This is a genomic window from Aliidongia dinghuensis (genome assembly GCF_014643535.1).
Taxonomy (GTDB): Bacteria; Pseudomonadota; Alphaproteobacteria; order ATCC43930; family CGMCC-115725; genus Aliidongia; species Aliidongia dinghuensis.
Genome location: NZ_BMJQ01000007.1, coordinates 56,537 through 78,871, shown reverse-complemented (window position 1 = coordinate 78,871; position 22,335 = coordinate 56,537). Strand labels below are relative to the sequence as shown.

Annotated in this window: 19 protein-coding genes; 9 read left to right on the top strand and 10 right to left on the bottom strand. The window is 66.9% G+C overall.

The annotated features are described in order from the left end of the window. The first annotated feature begins 86 nt into the window (after positions 1 to 86). The 4 genes from IEY58_RS14465 to IEY58_RS14450 all read left to right on the top strand — a co-directional run bounded on the left by IEY58_RS14465 (position 87) and on the right by IEY58_RS14450 (position 4,261). On the top strand, positions 87 to 1,184 hold the full coding sequence (locus IEY58_RS14465; RefSeq protein ID WP_189046928.1) for an aromatic ring-hydroxylating dioxygenase subunit alpha: 1,098 nt from the start codon (positions 87 to 89) through the stop codon (positions 1,182 to 1,184). Beyond that, complete coding sequence (locus IEY58_RS14460; RefSeq protein WP_189046926.1) at positions 1,181 to 1,951, top strand: GntR family transcriptional regulator; 771 nt, start codon at positions 1,181 to 1,183, stop codon at positions 1,949 to 1,951. The genes IEY58_RS14465 and IEY58_RS14460 overlap by 4 nt, the downstream gene beginning before the upstream one ends. Further along, entirely contained in the window at positions 1,941 to 2,936 is a 996-nt protein-coding gene (locus tag IEY58_RS14455) for a PDR/VanB family oxidoreductase (RefSeq protein WP_189046924.1), read from the top strand. Before IEY58_RS14460 ends, IEY58_RS14455 begins: the two co-directional genes overlap by 11 nt. A gap of 95 nt (positions 2,937 to 3,031) precedes the next feature. Then, positions 3,032 to 4,261 (top strand): ABC transporter substrate-binding protein, encoded by a 1,230-nt coding sequence (locus IEY58_RS14450; protein ID WP_189046923.1) that lies wholly within the window; start codon positions 3,032 to 3,034, stop codon positions 4,259 to 4,261. Positions 4,262 to 4,294: 33 nt separating this feature from the next. Here IEY58_RS14450 and IEY58_RS14445 read toward each other — a convergent pair whose 3' ends face one another. The 6 genes from IEY58_RS14445 to IEY58_RS14420 all read right to left on the bottom strand — a co-directional run bounded on the left by IEY58_RS14445 (position 4,295) and on the right by IEY58_RS14420 (position 10,357). Continuing rightward, positions 4,295 to 5,167 carry a hypothetical protein gene (locus tag IEY58_RS14445; protein WP_189046921.1) on the bottom strand — a complete coding sequence of 291 codons (873 nt, stop codon included), beginning with the start codon at positions 5,165 to 5,167 and terminating at the stop codon, positions 4,295 to 4,297. Positions 5,168 to 5,427: 260 nt separating this feature from the next. Further along, positions 5,428 to 5,799, bottom strand: a complete 372-nt coding sequence (locus tag IEY58_RS14440; RefSeq protein ID WP_189046919.1) for a DnaB-like helicase N-terminal domain-containing protein — start codon at positions 5,797 to 5,799, stop codon at positions 5,428 to 5,430. Beyond that, the gene (locus IEY58_RS14435; RefSeq protein ID WP_189046917.1) at positions 5,796 to 6,788 is read right to left on the bottom strand and encodes an ABC transporter permease; all 993 of its coding nucleotides are present in this window, start codon (positions 6,786 to 6,788) and stop codon (positions 5,796 to 5,798) included. The genes IEY58_RS14440 and IEY58_RS14435 overlap by 4 nt, the downstream gene beginning before the upstream one ends. Continuing rightward, the gene (locus tag IEY58_RS14430) at positions 6,785 to 7,783 is read right to left on the bottom strand and encodes an ABC transporter permease (protein WP_189046915.1); all 999 of its coding nucleotides are present in this window, start codon (positions 7,781 to 7,783) and stop codon (positions 6,785 to 6,787) included. Before IEY58_RS14430 ends, IEY58_RS14435 begins: the two co-directional genes overlap by 4 nt. Beyond that, on the bottom strand, positions 7,770 to 9,308 hold the full coding sequence (locus tag IEY58_RS14425; RefSeq protein ID WP_189046914.1) for a sugar ABC transporter ATP-binding protein: 1,539 nt from the start codon (positions 9,306 to 9,308) through the stop codon (positions 7,770 to 7,772). The genes IEY58_RS14430 and IEY58_RS14425 overlap by 14 nt, the downstream gene beginning before the upstream one ends. Before the next feature lie 56 nt (positions 9,309 to 9,364). Then, a complete protein-coding gene (locus tag IEY58_RS14420) occupies positions 9,365 to 10,357 on the bottom strand; it encodes an ABC transporter substrate-binding protein (RefSeq protein WP_189046912.1) in 993 nt (330 codons plus the stop codon). Between the two features lie 276 nt (positions 10,358 to 10,633). Here IEY58_RS14420 and IEY58_RS14415 point away from each other — a divergent pair, with 276 nt between their 5' ends. Continuing rightward, complete coding sequence (locus IEY58_RS14415; protein ID WP_189046910.1) at positions 10,634 to 11,833, top strand: amidohydrolase family protein; 1,200 nt, start codon at positions 10,634 to 10,636, stop codon at positions 11,831 to 11,833. Positions 11,834 to 11,861: 28 nt separating this feature from the next. On the opposite strand, the gene IEY58_RS14410 is transcribed toward IEY58_RS14415, so the two are convergent. After that, positions 11,862 to 13,412 (bottom strand): class I adenylate-forming enzyme family protein, encoded by a 1,551-nt coding sequence (locus IEY58_RS14410; RefSeq protein ID WP_189046908.1) that lies wholly within the window; start codon positions 13,410 to 13,412, stop codon positions 11,862 to 11,864. A 295-nt stretch (positions 13,413 to 13,707) separates the two neighbouring features. Between IEY58_RS14410 and IEY58_RS14405 the strand changes: the two genes are divergently transcribed. Both IEY58_RS14405 and IEY58_RS14400 read left to right on the top strand, forming a co-directional pair. Continuing rightward, a complete protein-coding gene (locus IEY58_RS14405; protein ID WP_189046906.1) occupies positions 13,708 to 14,472 on the top strand; it encodes a PEP-CTERM sorting domain-containing protein in 765 nt (254 codons plus the stop codon). 86 nt (positions 14,473 to 14,558) lie between these two features. Next, positions 14,559 to 15,476 carry a LysR family transcriptional regulator gene (locus tag IEY58_RS14400; RefSeq protein WP_189046904.1) on the top strand — a complete coding sequence of 306 codons (918 nt, stop codon included), beginning with the start codon at positions 14,559 to 14,561 and terminating at the stop codon, positions 15,474 to 15,476. 28 nt (positions 15,477 to 15,504) lie between these two features. Here IEY58_RS14400 and IEY58_RS14395 read toward each other — a convergent pair whose 3' ends face one another. From IEY58_RS14395 to IEY58_RS14385, 3 genes are all read right to left on the bottom strand, one after another. Beyond that, positions 15,505 to 16,965: an MFS transporter gene (locus IEY58_RS14395; protein ID WP_229743730.1), complete on the bottom strand. Its 1,461-nt coding sequence runs from the start codon at positions 16,963 to 16,965 to the stop codon at positions 15,505 to 15,507. Positions 16,966 to 17,097: 132 nt separating this feature from the next. Then, positions 17,098 to 18,345: an NAD(P)/FAD-dependent oxidoreductase gene (locus IEY58_RS14390; RefSeq protein WP_189046902.1), complete on the bottom strand. Its 1,248-nt coding sequence runs from the start codon at positions 18,343 to 18,345 to the stop codon at positions 17,098 to 17,100. Between the two features lie 7 nt (positions 18,346 to 18,352). Continuing rightward, a complete protein-coding gene (locus tag IEY58_RS14385) occupies positions 18,353 to 19,762 on the bottom strand; it encodes an aminotransferase-like domain-containing protein (protein WP_229743729.1) in 1,410 nt (469 codons plus the stop codon). Positions 19,763 to 20,137: 375 nt separating this feature from the next. Here IEY58_RS14385 and IEY58_RS14380 point away from each other — a divergent pair, with 375 nt between their 5' ends. Together IEY58_RS14380 and IEY58_RS14375 are read left to right on the top strand one after the other, a co-directional pair. Further along, positions 20,138 to 21,229, top strand: coding sequence for an ABC transporter ATP-binding protein (locus IEY58_RS14380; protein WP_229743728.1), 1,092 nt, complete (start codon positions 20,138 to 20,140; stop codon positions 21,227 to 21,229). Positions 21,230 to 21,272: 43 nt separating this feature from the next. After that, positions 21,273 to 22,325 (top strand): ABC transporter substrate-binding protein, encoded by a 1,053-nt coding sequence (locus IEY58_RS14375; RefSeq protein WP_189046898.1) that lies wholly within the window; start codon positions 21,273 to 21,275, stop codon positions 22,323 to 22,325. Positions 22,326 to 22,335: the final 10 nt, after the last annotated feature.

Genomic DNA, 22,335 nt, shown 5'->3' with positions numbered 1-22,335 from the left:
CAGAAATTGCCGCGATAAACACGGCCGTTGCATACAATTTCAAAATCCGGCATGCTCGGGAAAATTTCTCGAGGGAGGATGTCGTCATGCCGACGCCCGCGTTGCCGCCCGTCGCCGAAGGGTTCGCGAAGCCGGATTTTCCGCTGAATGCCTGGTACGCCGCCGCCTGGGACGTCGAGCTGAAGCACGCGCTGCTGCCGCGCACGATCTGCAACAAGCACCTGGTGTTCTATCGCAAGACCGACGGCACGCCGGTGGCGCTCGAGGACGCCTGCTGGCACCGGCTGCTGCCCTTGAGCAAGGGCCGGCTCGACGGCGACACGCTCGTCTGCGGTTATCACGGCCTGCGCTATGAGGCTGGCGGCCGCTGCATACACATGCCGTCGCAGGACACGATCAACCCGTCGGCCTGCGTCGAGAGCTACCCGATCGTCGAGAAGCACCGCTATCTCTGGGTCTGGATGGGCGACCCGGCGCTGGCGGATCCGGCCAAGGTGCCGGACATGCACTGGAACCACGATCCGGCCTGGGCCGGCGACGGCAAGACCATCCATGCCCGGTGCAATTACAAGCTGGTCATCGACAATCTGATGGACCTGACGCACGAGACCTTCGTGCACGGCGGCAGCATCGGCCAGGCGGCCGTCGCCGAAGCGCCGTTCGAGGCGCATCACGGCCCCGACTTCGCCGAGATCGCGCGCTGGATGATCGACATAGAGCCGCCACCGTTCTGGGCGAAGCAGCTGGGCAAGCCCGGCCGGGTCGACCGCTGGCAGATCATCCGGTTCGAGCCGCCGGGCACGGTGGTGATCGACGTCGGCGTGGCGCCGACCGGCACCGGCGCCCCCGAAGGCGACCGCAGCCAGGGCGTCAACGGCTACGTGCTCAACACCATGACGCCCGAGACCGACCGCACCTGCCACTATTTCTGGGCCTTCGTGCGCAATTACCGGCTGGAGGAGCAGCGCATCACGACCGAGCTGCGCGAGGGCGTCACCGGCATCTTCCGCGAGGACGAAATCATTCTCGAGGCGCAGCAGCAGGCGATCGACGAGAACCCGGACCGCGTCTTCTACAATCTCAACATCGACGCCGGCGCCGTCTGGTCGCGCCGGTTGATCGACCGGATGATCGCGGCCGAGCGGGCGACCGCCCCGGCGGCCCCTCAGGTTGCCGCCGAATGAGCGGCGAGGCCGCCGCGCGGCCGGGCCAGCAGCTGAAGGCGACCCTGCGCCTGCGCGAGCTGCTGCTGTCCGGCGAGGTGAAGCCCGGCGAGCGGGTCGCCGAGATCCCACTCGCGGCCCGGCTCGGCGTCTCGCGGACGCCGCTCCGGCTGGCCCTCACGACCTTGGCGCACGAGGGGCTGCTCGACGTGCTGCCGAGCGGCGGCTTCGCCGTGCGCGACTTCGACCCGGCCGATATCGCCGATGCGATCGAGCTGCGCGGCGTGCTCGAAGGCACGGCGGCGCGTCTTGCAGCCGAGCGGCTCGCCAACCCGGCCGAGCTTGCACCCTTGCGCGCCGCGGTCGAGGCGATGGACCCGCTCGTGCGCACGCCCGGGGCCGAGGTCGATTTCGAGCGTTATGTCGCGGCCAACGCGCTGTTCCATGCACGCCTCTTGGACCTTGCCAAGAGCTCGATGCTGCGCCGGGCGATGGCGCAGGCCATGGCCCTGCCCTTCGCCTCGCCCAGTTCCTTCGTGCTGGCCCAGGCCGACCTGCCCGAGAGCCGCGAGATCCTGTTCCTGGCCCAGGCGCAACACCGGGCGATCCTGGAAGCCATCGAGGCGCGCGAGGGCGCCCGCGCCGAGGCCCTGGGCCGCGAGCATGCGCGGCTCGCCAAGCAGAATTTGAAACTGGCACTGGGCGACGCAGCCCTGCTCGCGACCATGCCCGGCGGCGCGCTCATCCGGCGCGCCGCACCCCAGGGAGGACGCAAGATTGCAAGCTGACGGCAGAGAAATCCGGGTCCGCGTCCGCGCGATCAGCGAGCCGGCGGAGGACGTGCGCCTGTTCGAGCTGGTGCCGGAGACCGGTGCTGCGACACCCTACCCGGCCGGCAGCAACCTGACCGTGACGCTCGCGGCAGAGGACCGCACGATCCAGCGCTGCTATTCGCTGATCGGCGAGGCGCCGGCGGACGGCGCCTGGCGCATCGCGGTGAAGCGCATGAACCCGAGCCGCGGCGGCTCGGCCGCCATGTGGGCGCTCGCCCCCGGCGCCGTGCTGGCCGTGACCGAGCCGCAGAGCCATTTCGAGCTGGCCGTGGGCCGGCCTGACTATCTTCTGATCGCCGGCGGCATCGGCATCACGCCGATCCTGGGCATGGCCGAACGGCTGGAACGGCTCGGCCACCACCCTCGCCTCGTCTATGCCGCGCGCACGCGCCGCCAGATGGCGTTCCTCGACCGGCTCCGGATGTTGCTCGGCGACCGGTTGATACTCATCGTCGACGACGAGGGCGGCCGGCTCGATTTCGCCGCCGAGATCGCGCGGCTCGACCCGGCGGGCGAGACCTATATGTGCGGCCCGGCCGGCATGATGGACGCGATGCGCGCGGCCTGGACCGCCGCCGGGCGCGCGCCGACCAGCCTGCGCTTCGAGACCTTCGGCTCGAGCGGCAGCCGTCCCGTCGTGCCATTCACGGTCGAGGTGCGAGATCATGGCCAGACCGTCGAGGTGCCTGCGGACCAGAGCCTGCTCGACGCGCTCGGCGACGCCGGCATCGAGCTCGCCTATGATTGCCTGCGCGGCGAATGCGGTCTGTGCGCTGTCGAGGTGACGGACGGCGCTGCGGCGCTCGACCATCGAGACGTGTTCCTGAGCGCCGAGCAGAAGCAGGCTGGGCAAAGGCTCTGTGCGTGCGTTTCGCGTGCAGCGGGTAGGATTACAATCGACACGGGTTACCGACCCGCGCTATCTAGGGCAAGCCAATAATCCTATAGACAAACAATCACTGAGATGAACAATCAAGCAGGTTAACAACTGCGACCGGGACGCCGAGAGCCCGACTTCCAGGGGGAGAGAACGACATGCGCATTCCATTCCGGCGCGCCGGCTTCGCCGCGGCGCTGCTGCCGGCGCTGGCCGTGCCGCTCGCGGCGCCCAGCACCGCCAAGGCTGAGATCCCGAACAACACGCTCAAGATCGGTATCCTGAACGATCAGTCCGGCCCGTTCGCCGACCAGTCGGGCAAGGGCTCGGTCGCGGCCGCCGAACTCGCGGTCGACGACTTCAAGAAGGAAGCCGGCCCGCTCAAGGTCGAGATCCTCTACGGCGACCATCAGAACAAGCCGGACATCGGCTCGAACATCGTGCGTCAGTGGGTCGACCAGGACGGCGTGACGGCGGTGGCGGACGCGGTCAATTCCGGCGTCGGCCTTGCGGTCAACCAGATCCTGAAGGACAAGAACCGCACCTTCGTCGCGACCAACGTCGGCACCTCGGACCTGACCGGCAAATTCTGTCAGCCGACCACCGTGCAGTGGAACATGGACACCTGGGCCATGGGCAACGCCACCGCGCGGACGCTCTATAAGCAGGGCGGCAAGAACTGGTATTTCATCTCGTTCGACTATGCGCTGGGCCAGGCGCTGCAGCGCGACGCGACCGATGCGCTCTCCAAGCTCGGCGGCACGGTCGTGGGCTCGGTCAAGCATCCGCTGGGGACGACCGACTTCGCTTCGTACCTGCTGCAGGCGCAGAGCTCGGGCGCCAAGGTCGTGGCCTTCGCCGACACGGGCGGCGACCTCATCACCGGCGTCAAGCAGGCGAACGAGTTCGGCATCACGCCGAACCAGACTTTGGCCGGTTTGTTCACCCAGATCACCGACGTCGAAGCCATGGGCCTGAAGGCGGCACAGGGGCTCATCGTCACGGAATCCTTCTACTGGGACCTGAACGACGCGACCCGCGCCTTCTCCAAGCGCTTTGCCGAGAAGATGGGCGGCAAGATGCCGACCGCGAACCAGGCCAACGTCTATTCCTCGGTGCTGGCCTATCTGCGCGCCGCCAAGGCCGCAAACACCATCGACGGCGACAAGGTCATCGCCCAGATGCGCAAGGCCACGATCCAGGACCCGCTGATCGGCCCGGTCACCGTGCGCCCCGACGGCCGCGCGGTCCACGCCATGTATGTGTTCCGCGTCAAGAAGCCGGAACAGTCCAAGGGCAAGTGGGACGACTACGAGCTGGTCGACACGATCCCGCCCGACCAGGCGTTCCGCCCGCTCGCCGACGGCGGCTGCCCGCTGGTGCATTGATCAGAAACGGGCGGGTGAAAACCCGTCCGTTTCCTACCAACGATGCATGCCGATGCTGCCAGGCTGGTCCGCCGAGCACCGTACAAACGTCGCTGACAATTCAGGGACAAATATGCGGGAGTCTTGGTCGACGATGGTCAGCGTGTAGGTCTCGCCACCGGATCCTGGACTGTCCCAGCCACCGCTTGTCTCCAGATGCTCCTGCATCTCCAGCCTGAGCGTATGATCGTCGACCTGTCTGACTGCTCGGACGTAGTCGAAGATCAGGCGATGCTCTGAGCGAAAACCCTCACCGAAAATCCAATAGTGCGCTGGCCCTAGTAGCTCGAACTGTAGCCACCGCGGCTTCGATCGCCGGCCGGCTGGCGCATTCCCTTGACACAGGTCGGCATCGGACACAGCTGGATCCACCTCGATAAACCCCTGGCTGCCCGTGATGTCAGGCGTTAGCTTCTGAAGCATCGCCGACGGAATGGCGTCATCGACCTGCGTAGACGCATCGTCACAGCGATAGGCGTCTCCCGGCTTGCCTCCGCTCGCCGACAGTATTTCGAATTGGTCTGGTGACAGGCGGCGCAAGCGCACATCGTCGGCGTAGGACCCGTCGCGCCGCTGCCGCCGGACGGTAATGATGTCGTTCTCTACCGAAATTTCGGGAATAGCTATTGCCGAAAAGAGATCTGGCGGCTCGAAGACCAGTATCCGTCCGCCGCTCTTCCGGAAATCGAACTCGATCTGCGTATTTGGCGTACCTTCCGCAAGACAGGAGCTGGCGTCGGGTCGTTTGTTGGTCAGCCAAATACCTTCGAGATAGTCCCTAGCAGCCTGTTCCGGTTGACCCGCGGCTGCCTGAACGCTGCCCCATAGCAGGATGAAGACAACACACAACGGCAAGACGCGGCTCATTTGGCTCCTACCCGGAAGCTGTTGGCGTCCGGGCCGTCGTAATACACGAATACGGCGAAATGCTGGTCGCCATTCCTCTTCTTTTACGGAGGAAGGGATTCACCATGCGACGCTACCTGGTTATGCATCGAGAAAGCCAAAGGCACTCGCTCTCGCACATCCGTTTCTCGCAGACGACAAGAGGTGGCATTTTCGCTTACCCCCCGCGACGCGGGATAAGTCCGCCAGTGCTTTGAGCAGACCGCCGGCCGCTACGCGCCTCAGGAGGCGACGCGTGCCGGCGCCGCCTCCTCGATCGCGGCGCCGACCGCGGCACGGCCGAGGAAGCTGCCGTAGATCATCAGCGCGTGATCGAGCGGATCGATCTTCGGCGGGTCGAGCATCGGGCGCCCCGCCCCCTCGAGCAGCCGGAGGTCGACCGGCCGGCCGGCCTCGACCGCCGCCGCGATCGTCGCGAACTGCCGCCGATGCCGCGGCGACAGGAAATGCGCAGGCTGCAGGAAATGGCAGACCGCGCGATAGGCGCGGTTGTCCACCAGGATCGCGGCGATCAGCTCGCGCTCCGCATCCAGGATACTGAAGCTTCGGTCGTCTTCCGCACCGGCCATATGTTCCTCCCATGCTTCCGTCATGATGGGCGCCGGGCGAGCCGGTTCTGCAGCAGCACCACAAGCAGCAGGAAGGCGCCGCGGATGACGGATTGCCAATATGCGCTGAGCGTGAAATCGCCCTTGCCGTTCTCGAAGTTGAGAATGTTGAAGATGAGCCCGAGCAGCAGCGTGCCGGCGAGCGTGAAGCCGACCGAGCCCATGCCGCCGGTGAGCAACGTGCCGCCGACCACGACGGCGGCGATCGCGAACAGCTCCCAGCCCTGCCCCTCGGTCGGCTGACCCGCGCCGAACTGGGAGGCGAGGATGACGCCCGCGAGCCCGGCCAGGGCGCCGGTCAGCACATAGACGGCGAGCTTCACGCGCTGCACCGGCAGGCCCATGAGCCGTGCGGCCTCTTCATTGTCGCCGATCGCCAGCACCGCCCGGCCGAAGCCCGTGAGATTGAGCAGCACCGCGCCCAGGACATAGGCGGCGACCGCGATCCAGGCCGGGATCGGGAAACCCAGGAAATCACCGCCGCCGAGATCCGTGAAGCTCGTGTCCCACGAGACCGAGACCGACTGGTTGCCCGCCACAAGCAGTGCAATGCCGCGCGCGGCCAGCATGGTCGCGAGCGTGGTCACGAAGGGCGGCAGGCGCGCCCAGGCGATCACGAGGCCGTTCAAGAGACCGATCGCCAGGCCCGCGGCGACACCGGCGGCAAGCCCGGCCGTAAGCCCGACGTCGCTCAAGCTCGCCGAGACGACGCTCGCCAGCGCCGCCGTGGCGCCGACCGACAGGTCGATGCCGCCGGTCATGATGACGAACGCCATGCCGAGGGCGACCAGCGCGAACATCGCGTTGTAGCGCAGTACGCTCATGACGTTGTAGAGGCCGAGGAAATCGTCGTAGCGCACGGCGCCGAACAGGATCAGCAGCAGCAGTGCCACGACGACGCCCTGGCGCTGCAGGATGGCGCCGCGCCGCCCGGTCGACGGCCGATAGGCGATGGTGTCGCCGATGCTGGTCATGATGCCCGCCGCATCTGCTGGAGATAGACCGCGGCCAGGATGATGGCCGCCTTGACGACGAGCGCTGCCGCATCCGGCACGCCGTGCGACAAGAGCGTGTAGCGCACGAGTTGGATGATGAGCGCGCCCAGGAGCGTGCCGACGATCGACGCGCGCCCGCCGGTCAAGGGCGTGCCGCCGACCGCAACCGCGGCGATCGCGTCCAGTTCCATGCCGAGCCCGACCAGGTTGGCGTCGGACGAGGAGTTGATCGCGATCACGATCAGCCCGGCGAGGCCGGCGAGCAGGCCCGAGGCGGCATAGACCAGGATCTTGACGCGGCCGACCGGCAGGCCGGCGAGCGCTGCCGCGGCTTCGTTGCCGCCAACGGCCAGCAGCTGGCGGCCATAGAGCGTGCGGCCGATGACCCAGGTGGCCGAACCGACCACCGCCGCCATCAGCCAGACCTGCACCGGCACGCCCGCGACCCGGCCCAGGCCCAGCGCATGGAAGCTCACGTTGTGGAACGCCTGCAGATTGCCGTTGGTCATGACCTGGGCAATGCCGCGGCCGGCGATGAACAGCACGAGCGTCGCCACGATCGGCTGGATGCGGAAGCGGGCGATGAGCCAGCCATTGACGGCGCCGAGTGCCGTCGCGGCCAGGAGCGGCACGACGAAGGCGAGCGCATCGGCAAGCACCCCCGGGCCGACGCCGAGCAGCCGCCCCATGAAGATGAGCGGCGCCAGCGCGCCGGCGATCGCCATCAGTGAGCCGACCGAGAGATCGATGCCGCCGGTCGCGATCACCATGGTCATGCCGACCGCGACGATGACGATGGTCGTGACCTGGGTCAGGTTGATGTAGAGCGTCTGCAGGCTGACGAAATGCGGTGTCGCGATCAGGTTGAAGACCAGCAGCAGCGCCAGTGCCGCAGCGGTGCCGCCGAGGGCACTCCAGCGCGGCGGGACGAACCGCGCGCGCCGGTGCCGCGCCACGATCTCAAGCTCCTGCATGGCTCTCTCCCACCGCCGGACCATGCGCCATGGCGCTCATGATGGCGTGCTCGCTCGCCGCCCGATGCTCGAACGCGGCGACCGAGCGGCCGTCGCGCAGCACGCTCACCCGGTGGCAGCCCTCGGTCAGCTCCTCGAGCTCCGACGAGATCATCAGCACGCCCAGTCCTTCGCGCGCGAGCTCGCGGATCAGCGCCTGGATCTCCGCCTTGGCCGCGACGTCGATGCCGCGCGTCGGCTCGTCGAGGATCAAAAGCCGCGGCTCGAGGCAGAGCCAGCGGGCCAAGAGCACCTTCTGCTGGTTGCCGCCCGAGAGCTCGCGGATCTTCTGGTCGGGGCTGGCGAGCCGGATGCCGAGCCGCTGGATCAACCGATCGACGATCTGGCGCTGGCGCACCTGGTCAACGACGCCATGGCGCGTCAATTGCGGCAGGAGTGCCAGCGTCAGGTTGTCTCGCACCGACATGTCGGGGACGATGCCCTCGGTCTTGCGGTCCTCGGAACAGAAGCCGATGCCGGCCCTGATCGCATCGCGCGCGCTGCGGAAGGCCGTGGGCTCGCCTGCGACCCGGATCGTGCCGGCTTCGGCCCGGTCGGCGCCGAAGATCGCGCGCGCCGTCTCGGTCCGGCCGGAGCCCAGGAGCCCCGCGAGCCCGACGATCTCCCCCTCGCGGACATCGAGGTCGACTGCGGCGACGCGTGGTGCTGACTTCAGCCCCTCGACCTCGAGCACCCGGGTGGCACTTGGTGCCCAATCCTCCTCGAACGCGGTGGCACCGAAGCGCTTCACCTCTTCCAGGCTGCGGCCGAGCATGGATGCCACCAGCTCGAGCTTGCCGATGCTCGCCATCGGCTGGTCGGCGACGGTCCGGCCGTCGCGCATGACGGTGACGCGGTCGCATACGGCATAGAGCTCGTCCAGCCGGTGGCTGACGAAGATCACGCCGATGCCGCGCTGCTTCAGCTGGCGGATGACGTCGAACAGCACGGCCACCTCGCGGTCGTCGAGCGAAGAGGTCGGCTCGTCCATCACCACGAGCCGCGCCTGCTGGTCGAGCGCGCGGGCGATCGCGACCATCTGCCGGGTCGCGGTATTGAGTCGGGAGAGCGGCTGGCGCACGTCGACCACGACATCGAACTGAGCCAGCAGCGCTTCGGCCTCAGCATGCATGCGTCGCCAATCGATGAGGCCCCAGCGCCTGGGCTCGCGGCCGAGGAAGATGTTCTCCGCGACCGAGCGCAGCGGCACCAGGTTGATCTCCTGATAGATCGTCGCGATGCCGGCAGCCTGCGCCTCCTGCGGCGTGCGGAAGGCGGCCGGCCGGCCGTCGAACTGCACCGTGCCACGGTCGCGTGCGACGGCGCCGGTCAGGATCTTGATAAGCGTCGACTTGCCAGCGCCGTTCTGGCCGATCAAGGCCAGCACCTCGCCACGCGCAACGGTCAAGCTTGCCTCCTCGAGCGCCGGCACGCCGGAGTAGCGCTTCGAGATACCCGACATCGAAAGCAACAGGTCGTCCGTCATGGCGCTCCCATTGTTAAGGCGGAGCGCCCCCCGAGGGCCGCTCCGCTCCGGACCGATCAGTAGGACCCGGCCAGGCTCTCCGACGCATTGCTCTTGTCGTAGAAATGGTCCTTGTTGACGACGATCGGCGGGATCTTCTTGCCGCCGGCATAGTCGGCCGCGGCCTGGAACGCGCCCGGGCCGAAGCGCGGGTTGCATTCGACCGTGGCGCCAAGCTTGCCGTCGACGATCGCCTGCAGCCCATCCTTCTCGCCGTCGATCGAGACGAGCGTGATGTCCTTGCCCGGATGGCGGCCGGCCGCCTCGAGCGCCGTAATCGCGCCCAGCACCATCTCGTCGTTATGGGCGAACACCGCCGTCGCCTCCGGATGGGCCTGCAGCAACGTCTCCATCACCTGCCGGCCCTTGTCGCGCGTGAAGTCGCCGTCCTGGCTCGCCACGATCTGCATGCCGGGCGTCTTGGCGATCGCCTCCATGAAGCCCTTCTTGCGGTCGTTCGCCGGCGACGAGCCGCTCGTACCCTGCAGTTCGATGATCTTGGCGTTGCCGTTCGTCGCCTTGATCAGCCACTCGCCGGCGCGCCGGCCTTCCTCGACGAAGTCGGAGCCGATGAAGGAAACATAGTCACGCCCGGGCTTCGCCAGGTTGGCGTCGACGCTGCGGTCGATGAGGAACAGCGGAATGCCCGCCTTCTTCGCCTTCATGACCGCAGGGATGAGCGGCTTTTCCTCGCGCGGGGAGAGGAAGATCACGTCGACATGCTGCGCGATCATGGAATCGACGTCGGCGACCTGCTTCGCCGCGGAGCTGTTCGCGTCCGTATAGACGAGCTGCCAGCCGCGCTTCGCCGCCTCGTCCTTCATGCTCTGCGTCTGGGCGAGCCGCCAGGGATTGTTGCTCTCGGTCTGGGCGAATCCCACCTTGTACGTGGGCTTTTCCGCGAGCTTCGGCAGGTCATCTGCCCGTGCCGCCGATGCCGTCACGAGGACGGTCAAACAGGCGGCGGCACCCAGCCAAGCGATGAGCCCTCCCGAACGTGTGCCGTTCATGCGCTGTCCTCCCTCAATCACCGATCGACGCTCTAACGGCGTCGTCGCAGCGAGAGTGATCGCGGCGCATTTGCCTGTCAATATGTATGAGTAATTCTTCATTAACCGTATTTTTGTCAAGCGGTAGGCTAATTTCAAAATTACTTGCAACCGCAATAGAATAGAATTGTAGACAATTGCGACACCCTATCAGGGTAAACCTCTGACTATTCGGACTTGCTTGCGGCAAAGTCGTTCGTATACTAACGATCAGCGAACAAGCCACGGGAGGCGATGATGGCGCACGACGAACCGGCGAAGACGGGCGGGCCAGGGAAGCTCGTCATCCGCAACATCGGCCTCTTGTTGAGCGGCGAGCTCGCCCGCCCAATCCTGGACGCCGACACGATCGTCGCGGTCGGCGGCCGCATTACGGGCATCGGCCGGGAGAAGGATCTCGACACGGCCGAGGCCACGACGCTCATCGACGCCGCCGGCAGCGCGCTTGCCCCGGGCCTGATCGACAGCCACGTCCACCCGGTCGCTGGCGACTGGACGCCGCGCCAGAACCAGCTCGGCTGGATCGACAGCTGCCTGCACGGCGGCGTCACGACCATGATCTCGGCCGGCGAGGTGCATACGCCCGGCCGGCCCAAGGACATCGTCGGTCTGAAGGCCATGGCGGTGTTCGCCCAGCGCGCCTTTGCCAATGCCAGGCCGTCCGGCGTCAAGGTGCTGGCCGGGGCGCCCGTGATCGAGCAGGGCATGGTCGAATCGGACTTCAGGGAACTGGCCGAAGCCGGCGTCAAGCTGCTAGGCGAGGTCGGGCTCGGCAGCGTCAAGGCGGGTGCTGAAGCCAAGCAGATGGTCGCCTGGGCGCGCAAATACGGCATCCAGTCGACCATCCACACCGGCGGCCCATCGATCCCGGGCTCCGGCCTCATCGACAAGGACGTGGTGCTGGAGGCCGATGCCGACATCATCGGCCACATCAACGGCGGCCACACGGCGCTGCCCGACGACCAGATCACGTGCCTCTGCGAAAGCTGCCACCGCGGGCTCGAGCTGGTGCACAACGGCAACGAGCGTTCCGCCCTCCTGACACTGCGCGTCGCCAAGGAGCTGGGGCAGTTGGAGCGCATCATCCTCGGCACCGATGCGCCGGCGGGCTCGGGCGTTCAGCCGCTCGGCATTCTGAGGATGGTGGCGATGCTGTCCTCGCTGGGCGAAGTGCCGGCCGAACAGGCCTTCTGCTTCGCGACCGGCAACACGGCACGCATGCGCGAGCTCGACAGCGGGCTTATCGAGACCGGCCGCAGCGCCGACTTCGTGTTCCTCGACAAGGCGCAGCATTCCGCCGGCAAGGACCTGCTGGAGAGCGTGCGGCTCGGCGACCTGCCTGGCGTCGGCATGACCGTGATCGACGGCATCGTGCGCAGCCAGCGGAGCCGCAACACCCCGCCGGCGACGCGGGTGCCGCTGGTGGTGAAGGGGTAGAGAGCGCTCGGGCCGCCGGCGCGGACAATCAGCGGCGAACCATCTGCGGGCCCGGCACCGGGGGTCTTGCCGGCGGGGCCGCGGTCTTGGCGAGAAAGTCGGCTCGCAAGGTCTGACGATCGGTCTTGCCGCTCGGCGTCCGGGGGAACTCGACGGCCCGGTGGAACGACACCGGCCGTTTCTCTGGCGGCAGGTGTGCCGCGCAATGCGCCGCGAGACTGTCCGGCTTGAAGCCTTCGCCCGGCACGACGATCGCGACGAGTTCCTCTTCGCCGCCCTGCTTGGCCGGGCGCCCGATGACGGCAGCGTCCCGCACCCAAGGGAGCGCCAGGAGAACCTCCTCGATCTCGAACGGATAGAATTCGACGCCCCGGCGCAGGATCAGGTCGGATTTCCGCCCCTTGAGCGTGATCCAGCCGTCTGCGTCCATGGTCGCGATGTCGCCGGGATAGTACCAGCCGTCGCGGAACATCTCCGGACCGGTGTTGGAGCCGGAGCCGGCCAGGAACCCGTCGGCAATGGCCTCGCCCCGGCAGCGGAGATGCCCGAGACCGCCGGCCGGCACCGGCACGCCGTCCGCATTGACGATTTCGACGATGGGCGCGGGCGCACATCGCCCCACGCTGTCCGCGTGGGCTTCGAAATCTGCCGGCCGCACCCCCGTGATCAGGCCGCTTCCCGCCGCACCGTAGACCTCGAAGAAGTTCGGCGTGATGTGGGCGAGCACGCGCTTCTTTTCCGCGGCCGACAAGGGAAGGCCGCCGCAAATCAGGGCTTGGGCGTTGGGCAGCAGCTTATCCCGCGTGCCGCACCGGCTGAGCAGCGCCCGGCAGATCGCCGGAGTCGTGAGCAGCACCGCATCCTGTTGGGCGGTCACCGCACGAACGAAGTCATTGTCTTCGACGAAGCGCGACAGAACATGGACCGGACCGCCGTGCAGGATCTGGCACAGGAAGAAATGGTGGAACGCCGAAGCGGTGATCGTGACGGCCAGCAGGAACTTTCCGGGCCGGTCGGCCGACCAGTGCGACCCGAGCAGCGCGTCGAAGATGCGAGCCCGCGCCATGAACTGGCGATGGGTGATGACGATGCCCTTGGCCGGTCCGGTACTGCCTGACGTCAGCAGGACCAGCCGGTTGAGATCGGCAGTCCGGCCGTCACGGGCATCTCCGCTCTTGCCGTCGAGGTCGCGTCGCCAGTGCGCATCGACGACGATCTTGATGGGGGCTCGGCCCGAAGCAAGGCCGGCCTCGACGAAAATCGCCTTCGGCTTGATTCGGCTGAAAATCTCTTCCTGGGCCTGCGGCGGCAGTTCGGCGGGCACTTCGATCGGCACGGCGCCGATGCGCATCGCCGCGAACATGATGATGAAATGGTCCGTGTGGTTGAACAGAGCCAGCCCGACCCGATCGTCTGCGCCGATCCCGAGGTCCCGCAGATAGACCGCGGCCGCGCCGACCAGTTCGGCAAATTGGCGATAGGTGATCGTGCCCTGGTTGTCCGTGACGGCCGGCGCATCGGGCCGAATCGCGGCGTGATGAAAAATCGCGTCCGACAGATTTTCCCAGGGGGATTCCATTATTCTCTCCGAAATCAAGCTGCTTGCAATGCAAGAATCCGCACGTCAGACCTTACTCAAAAAACTATACGTGTCTCTCATGCCATAGTTAACGCTTGATTAAATTGCCCTGACGGCACCAATTATCGCCGTTTTTCACGCGTCACGCCGAGATTCTTGCATATCACCCGCCGGGGTGTGGCAAGAGTTCTTTCATTCTCTTGTGTTTACAAGGATGCGCGCTTTTTTGCGTCGATGTCCCAGAGCCGGCCTCTGGCGGGCTACCCCAACGGCAAGCAAGCAACTTGGAGCAATCATGACGCATCGGATCCATCGGGCAGGCGCCCGCGCCGCCAAGCCGGGCTTGGCGACTCTCTGCGCCACCTCGGCACTGCTCGTGCTGCCGCAATCGCCCGCCTTCGCCGGCCTGATCACCGGCAACGTCACAGTGAACGGGAATTCGAACGCGGGATCCTGGAACATCTCCAGCTACTTGCCGACGTCCGCAAGCAACACGATCACGTCCGCAACTGCCCTACTCACGTTCTCCGACGTGTCTCCGGGCTTTTCGTCCATGTACAATAGCTCCAGCGGTTATCAATATACCGGGAGCTCATGCACTTCCTATGGCTGGTATGGTTGCGACAGCTATAATTACTACTATTTAAACAACAGCTATGAAAATCTGTCCGAGACACAAGATGTCGTAAAGGTCGCTGCCGGCAAAGATTCCGTGTCGGGCGCAGATACGATGCACAGTTCGGGATACTACCAAACCGGCTCTTCCAGCTCCCAATCTGGAAATTCGATCTTAACGACAAATTATTATCAGCAAACCACAGTGAACGACCCGACCTTTTCCGTCGCGCTGACACTGTCGAACGCGACTTTGGCGGAGCTGGCGAACGGGGATCTCGCCTATTCTTTCCAGACGACGTCGGGTGCCGTCAGGCTGAACTCGGCCGAATTGACGTTCTCCGGGACCTCGACGTCGGTGCCGGAGCCGGGAGCGCTGGCGCTGCTCGCCGGCGGGATCGCGGGGCTCGGTGCCTTGGTCGCCCGTCGGCGCAAGACCGGCTGACCGCCGACAGGGCGGAAGATTCAGCGCTCGCATCCCATGCGTGCGTTTGACGCCATGTCAGGATCAGGCTGTGCTACGGTCGCGGCATGTCGCGCCCTGACCTCAACCTGCTCGTCACGCTTGATGTGCTGCTCGCGGAAGGCAGCGTCGCGCGCGCGGCCCGAAGGCTGCGGCTCAGCCCGTCGGCGATGAGCCGGGCGCTGGCACGATTGCGCGAGACAACGGGTGATCCACTGCTGGTCAGGGCCGGACGCGGCCTCGTCCCCACACCCCGGGCGCTCGAGCTTCGCGAGCGCGTCGGGCAACTCGTGCAGGACGGCGAAGCGGCGCTGCGCCCGGCCGCCCAACCCAGTCTTCAAGAGCTCGTTCGCACCTTCACGCTCCGGACGAGCGAGGGCTTCGTCGAGACTTTCGGACCGGAGCTCATTGCCCGTGTCGGCCGGGAAGCACCCGGCGTGCGACTGCGCTTCGTGCAGAAGCCGGACAAGGACAGCACGCCGCTGCGCGACGGCATGGTCGATCTGGAAACCGGCGTCGTCGGGGACACGATGAGCCCGGAAGTGCGTGCGCAAGCATTGTTCCAGGACCGTTTCATCGGCGTCGTCCGGCCGGCGCACCCGCTCGGCCAAGGTGAGATCACGCCCACCCGTTATGCGCACGGGCAACACATCTACGTCTCGCGACGAGGCCTCGACCGAGGACCGATCGACGAAGCCTTGGCGACGCTCGGGCTGGAGCGGAACATCGCGACGATCGTCGGCGGCTTTTCGACCGCGCTGGCGCTCGCGCGGGCCTCCGACCTCATCGCCACGGTCCCCGAGCGGCACACGGACGGCCTGCGCACCGGCATGGTCAGCTTCCCCCTGCCGGTCGTCGTGCCGGAACTCACGATTTCGTTGCTCTGGCATCCGCGGCTCGATGCCGATCCGGTGCATCGCTGGCTGCGCGGATGCGTCCGCGATGCTTGCACGGAGCAACTCGCCCGTTCATCGCCAGAGGGCTGAGTCCCGGGAGCTGAGTCCGGGGGCTGAGTCACAACGCAGCGTCGTCCGGGAGCAAACGGCGCGCCGCGAGGACATGGCGCGCGACCGCAGCGGCGAGAGCGGCCACGATCAGCAGCGCCGCGACGGCGAACGTGACTCGCAGGCCGGCGGCGACGCCCTCGGGCGGTGCCGCCGTGACGTCCGTCGTCGCCGATGCCAGCGCAAATACCGTGCCCATGACGGCAGCGCCCGTGGTGAGCCCGAGGTTGCGCGACAGACTGAGCATGCCGGACACGACGCCCCGCTCGCCCGGGCTCACGTCCATCATGACGGCCGTGTTGTTGGCCGCCTGGAACAGCTGGTAGCCGGGCGTCAGGATGAGGATGGCACCAATGTAGCCCGCAATGCCGAACATCGCCGGAAACACGGACAGGGCAAAGGCGCCGGCCGCCATCTCGACGAGGCCGATGATGATGACGAGCGGCGCGCCCAGACGGTCGACCAGACGACCGGCGAGAACACCGCTCAGCGTGGAGATCGTCGGGCCGATCGACATCGTGATGCCGACGAGGGCCTCGCTCAAGCCCAGCGCCCGCGAGAGGTAGAATGGTCCGACCACCAGCGTCGCCATCATCACCGTCGCGACGAGCGTCCCCATGATGAGGCACACGCCCAGCGTCGGGTTGCGGAACATGGCCAGGCGGAGCAACGGCGAGGCGGCCCTCGCCTCGGCGAGGACAAAGAGGCCGCCGCCGAGCACGGCGGCCAGCAGCAGCGCCATGTTGAGCGGACCGAAGCGGCCGCGCCCGATCGTCATGGCGAGGGCATAGGCCGCAAGCGTCAGCGCGAGGAGCACCGTGCCGATCGTGTCGAAGCCGGCCCGCTCGGCGTTCGGTTCCCGACGATCAGCGGGCAGATGGCGCTGCGCGAGCAGAAAATTGAGGATGCCCAGCGGCACATTGACGAGAAAGATCGTCCGCCAGCCGAACCCGGCGATCAGCACGCCGCCGAGCGAGGGCCCAAGCGCGGTGCCGATTGCGGACATTGTGCCCAGCAGCCCCATGGCGCTGCCGGTCCGCGCCTTCGGAACCGTGGTACCGACCATGGCGACCGTCAGCGCCATCATGATGGCGGCACCAAGGCCCTGTGCCGCCCGCGCAGCGATCAGCAGCCAGAGCGTTGGCGCCAGACCGCAGATGACGGAGGCCGCCGTGAACAGACCGATGCCGGCCAGCAGCAACCGCCGACGGCCGACAAGGTCGCCGAGCCGCCCGACGCTGACGATCAGCGTAGTGATGGCGAGAAGATAAGCGAGCACGATCCACTGAACTTCCTGGAAGGAAGCGGCAAATGCTTGAGCCAGCGTCGGCAGGCCGACGTTGGCGATGCTGGTGTCGAGCGACGGCATCAGCATGGACAGGGACAGGCTGACGAGCGCCCAGCGGACCGCGGGCGCCAGCGTCACCCGTTCAGCGGCCGCTTCATCTCGCGCTTCCATGATCGGCTTCAACAGGAACTCCCTTTCTGGCAGCTCCGGAAACGGAGCGGCCTCAGACCTAGTCCCTTGCCTCTCATGGCGGAACGCGCATCATTTGCAGCTTATTCGTGCGCCTGGCGCCATGTGTCGACCCTCTGGCCGCCCCTAGAAGCGCTGCGGAGAAAACGCCCTAAGCACCGCCGCGGGCTCGCGGTCGCTTAAGAGATCCGCCACATGCCGCGCAGTGACGGCGGCGAGCGTCAGTCCCAGATGACCATGACCGAAGGCATGGACCACCCGGGGCTCGCCGCGCGCCCGGCCGATGACCGGCAGCGAGTCCGGCAAGGACGGCCGAAACCCCATCCAGTGGGATGTCGGCGGTGGCAGGTCCGGCAGCAGACTGCGGGCTGCCCGGTCGAGCAGCGCCGGACGGCGGGGGTCGGGCGGTCGCGCAAGACCGCCCAGCTCGACCGTGCCGGCCGCGCGGAGCCGGCCCGCCATCGGCGTTACATAGACACCGAACTGGATCGGGCAGACCGGCCGCGAGAAGGGCGGCGTCGCCAGCGCATATTCGACGTGATAGCCGCGTTCGGTGTCGAGCGGCACGGCGTCGCCGGCCTGGCGCGCGAGCGTCCGCGACCAGGCGCCGGCCGCGATGACGACGCGGTCAGCCTCGACCGCGAGACCGGGGCCCGCGAGCAGGATCGACGGCGCCCCGCGCTCGAGGCGATCGACCCTGCCCGTCACGAGCCGCACGCCGGCCGAGGTGACCGCGAGGCGCAGCCGCCGCAGCAGTTCCGCAGGCTCGACGATATGGGTCGCCTCCGGGAAGAAGATGCCCGGTCCGGTCGGAGCCTGAAGGGCGGGTTCGAGCGCGGTGATCTCCCGGGGACCGACGATCTGCTGGCGGATGCCGGCGGCCGCCCGTTGCTCGCGCGGCCAGGCGGCGCCGGCAAAGGCCGCCTCGCTCGGGAACACGTAGAGCGCCCCATTCCGCCGCAACAGATCGGCGGTCCCGGTCGCATCGGCAAGCTCGTGCCAGGCCTCGAGCGAATCGTGCAGCAACGAGGCCAGGGCCGCTGCATTGGCCCGGGCGCGCGCCGGCAGGCATTCGCGGAGGAAGCGGAGAAGCCAAGGGGTGAGCGCCGGCAGCCCCGCCCAGCGCATGGTGAACGGGCTGTCGGCATGGGTCAGCAGATGCGGCAGGCTGCGCAGCACGCCCGGCGAGCCGACCGGCGCATTGTTGTAGGCGGCGATCGTTCCAGCATTGCCGGCCGAGGCGGGCAGCGGGCACGTCTCGGCATCGATCAGCAGAACCTCGCGGCCCTCGGCGGCGAGGCGCCATGCTATCGCAAGCCCGATGATGCCGGCCCCGACGACCGCGACCTCGACCTTGGACCGCTCGTTCTCCATGGATCGCTCAGGCGACGTCGTTCAAGTGGAGCTGGCCGGATCCCATGAGGCCGGCCAGGATCTCGAGCCCCCGGCGCAGATCCTCACGCGAGCGGGCGGCCGCCACGTTGATGCGCACCGCGTCCGGCACGGCTTGGCGGCCGACCGCGAAGGCATCGCCGCCGAGCACGCCGACTCCCTCGCGATGAGAGACGCGCACGAACAGCGGGCCACGCCACGGCTCCGGCAGATGCAGCCAGGCGTGGGTCGAAGTGTCGTGCGTCTGGACGTCGAAGCGGCCCAGCACCGTCCGCACCAGTTCCTGACGGAGGCGTAGTTCGTCCTTCTGCTGCGTGATCAGGTCGTCGATCAGGCCTTCCTCGAGCAGCAGGGTGCCGACGAGCGCCGAGAGCGGGCTGATGCACCAGCAATCGGTCCTGAGCGCCGCCGCGATCTTCATCATGAGCGCCCGGGGCGAGGCCAGGAAGCCCATGCGCAAGCCGGGCGCCACGCATTTCGAGAAGCCGCTGACATGGATTGTCAGCTCCGGCTCGAGTGTGGCGAACGACGGCAGCCGCTCGTCGAGCAGCGGGCCGTAGACGTCATCTTCGATGATCAGGACATTGTGCTGGCGCGCCGTCTTGATGATCGCTTCGCGCCGTTCCAGGGGCAGCGTCACGGTCGTGGGGTTGTGCAGGCTCGGCACCAGGAAGACCGCGCGCGGCCGGCCGTGGGCGCAGGCATGCTCGAACGCGTCGGGCAGCATGCCTTGGCGATCCATCGGCAGCCCGCGCAGCTCGACGCCGCGCGACTGGCAGAGCGCCTTCATGCCCTGGTAGGTGATGGCGTCAGCCAGCATCAGGTCGCCCGGCTGGGTCACCGCGGCCAGCACGCAGGCGAGCGCATGCTGCGCGCCGTCGGTCAGCAACACCCGACCCGGATCGCCGTCGCCGGCGATCGGCGCCAGCCAGGCGGCCGCGGCACTGCGCGCCCAGAGCGGCCCCTCGGGCGTCTGATAATCCTGGAGCGTTGGAAAGCGTTTGTCCCTGGGCAGGCGCGGCAGGATCTTGGCCAGCGCTTCCGGATAGGCCGAGGTCGCCGGCCGATTGACCGACAGATCGATCAGACCGCTCTCGTCGGTCGGCGCCGAGCGGAACGACTGTTCCTCGCCGCCGCGCTTGGCGGCGACCACGGTGCCGCGCCCGGGACGGCCCTCGACCAGGCCGCGCTGCTGCAGCACGGAGAGCGCCCGCGTCACCGTCGTCAGGTTGATATTGAGAGCACGGGCGATCTCGCGCTGCGGCGGCAATCGCTCGCCCGCGAGCAGCTCCCCATTGGCAATCCGCTCCGCGATCGCGTCGACCAGCTGGCGATAGATCGGCTGCTCGTCTGGAGCAAACCGCAAACTCGCCAGAAAGGATGAAGGCTCGGTATCCACGGCAGATCCTGTCTCGATTCCTTCTCCTTTGTATGCTCAGACAATGTACGGAGCAAGCCTGTTTGACTGGTGGCGTCGTTTACGTCGCAATTCGCTTGCAGAGGTGGTTCGCCGCGATCAATCTTGGTTGTATTGTTATAAATCAACTAGTTATTCGAAAATCCTATCGCCATGGAAAACGCATGGCTGACCCGCTCTTTCCTGTTGACAGTACGACTGAGCCAATTGTACGGTCATACAAGATCGTCTTATCCAACAGATTGTCATGCAATCATGGGCGCGATTAACGCGAAAGACATCGTCGCAAACGAGCCGCCTCGGCATGGCACTTCGGCAAGCCAGGGCGGCGATCTATCGACCAACAGGGATGGCGCCGTGAGCTACTTGCGCTTGATCGACGTGCAGAAATCCTACGGATCCGGTGCGATCGGCGTGCGGCAGGTCTCGCTCGACATTGCCGCCGGCGAGTTCGTGACGTTCCTCGGACCGAGCGGCTCCGGCAAGACGACCACGCTGTCGATGGTCGCGGGCTTTGTCGAACCGACCGAGGGGCGCATCGAGGTCGCCGGCCGGGACATCACCCATGTGGCGCCGGAGAAGCGCAACATCGGCATGGTGTTCCAGGACTACTCGCTGTTCCCGCACCTGACGGTCGAGGAGAACATCGCCTTTCCGCTCGAAATGCGCGGCGTGCCGCGGGCCGAGATCACCCGGCAGGTGGGCGAGGCGCTGGAGATGGTCGGGCTCGCGAAATTCGCCCGGCGCTTTCCGGCCCAGATGAGCGGCGGGCAGCAGCAGCGCGTCTCGATCGCCCGTGCCGTGGTCTACCGGCCGTCGATCCTGCTGATGGACGAGCCGCTGGGGGCACTCGACCGGATGCTGCGCGACCGCATGCAGATCGAGATCAAGCACATCCAGAAGGAACTCGGCATCACCACGCTCTATGTCACGCACGACCAGGGTGAGGCCCTGACCATGTCCGACCGCATCTGCGTCTTCAACGAAGGCGAGATCGTGCAGGTCGGCACGCCGACGGAGATTTACGAACGGCCGGCCTCGGCCTTTGTCGCGGGCTTCGTCGGTGAATCGAACTTCCTGCCGGCGCGCGTGCTGGCGCGGCGCAACGGCGGCGGCGGCTACCTCTATGACGTGGCGCTCCTGGAGCAGGCCCAGATCGAGGTGCCGTCGGAACGGGAGCTGCCGGCATCGGCCGGCATCACCGCCGTGGTCCGGCCGGAGCATATCCGCATCCTGCCCGACCACGGCGCCGGAACCGACGGTGTGGCACTGCCGGGCACGATCCGCGAGACGATCTATCGCGGCGAGATCTGCTCCGTGCGCGTCGAGCTCGCGGGTGGCGGCCAGAGCGTGATCCTGCGCAGCCCGGGCAAGAGCCCGCCCGGCCGCGACGGCGAGCCGGTCATGCTCGGCTGGGCCGCCGAGGACATGGTCCTGCTCGCCTCTTGAACCCTGAACTCAGCACCTCTCGGACATTGGACGGAGAAGCATCATGACGAAACGCCATCGCCTTTCCCGCCGGCCTGCCGGCACCGTTCTGGGCCTTGCGGCCGGCGCCTTGACTCTGTCCTTGGCCGGCCCGGCCACCGCCGCCGACAATGAAGTCGTCGTGGCGTCCTGGGGCGGGTCGATCCAGGAGGTGCTGACCAAGGTCCTGTTCGACCCGTTCTCCAAGGAGACGGGGATCCATGTGACGGCCGACGACACCTCGACCATCGGCAAGGCCGAGGCCATGGCGAAGTCGGGCAACATCGCCTGGGACGTGTTCATGGCGTCCGACCAGGACGTGACCCAGGCCGAGGCCGACCATCTGCTGCTGCCGCTCGACTGGAAGGTCATTCCGAAGGCGGACCTGACGCCGGGGGCCGCGACCGACGACGCGGTCGCCTCATACACCTACGGCACGGTCATGACCTACAACACGAAGCAGGTCACGAAGCCGCCGCGCTCCTGGGCGGAGTGGTGGAACACCGAGACCTATTCCTGCCGGCGGACCATGCGCAACGTGCCGGTCGACGATCTCGAGATGGCCGTGATGTCGAGCGGCGTCGAGCCGGCCAAAGTCTATCCGGTCGACCTGAAGCTCGCCTACAAGCAGCTCGACAAGATCCAGCCGTCGATCGTCAATTTCTGGGATACCGGCGCCCAGTCGGTCCAGCTCGTGGCCGAAGGCACCGCCTGCCTCGGCATTGCCTGGAACAACCGGGTCGTGGCCGCGATCAAGGACGGCCAGCCGATCGGCTTCGTCTGGGACGGGGCGCTGATCCATCACGACTACTACACCGTGCTGAAGGGTGCCCCGCATGCGGCCAACGCGATGAAACTCATCGCCTATGCCATGCGCCCCGACGTGCAGGCGAAGATCGCCAACGCCATCGCGCTGGTGCCGGTGAATAACCAGGCGTTCAGCCAGATCGACCCGGCGATGGCCAAGAACATGCCGACCCAGGAGAACCTGACCCACGCGCTCGTCGTCGACATGGGCTGGTGGACGCCGAACATGAAGAGCAGCTACCGCCAGTTCAGCAGCTGGCTCACCCGCTGACCGATCCCAA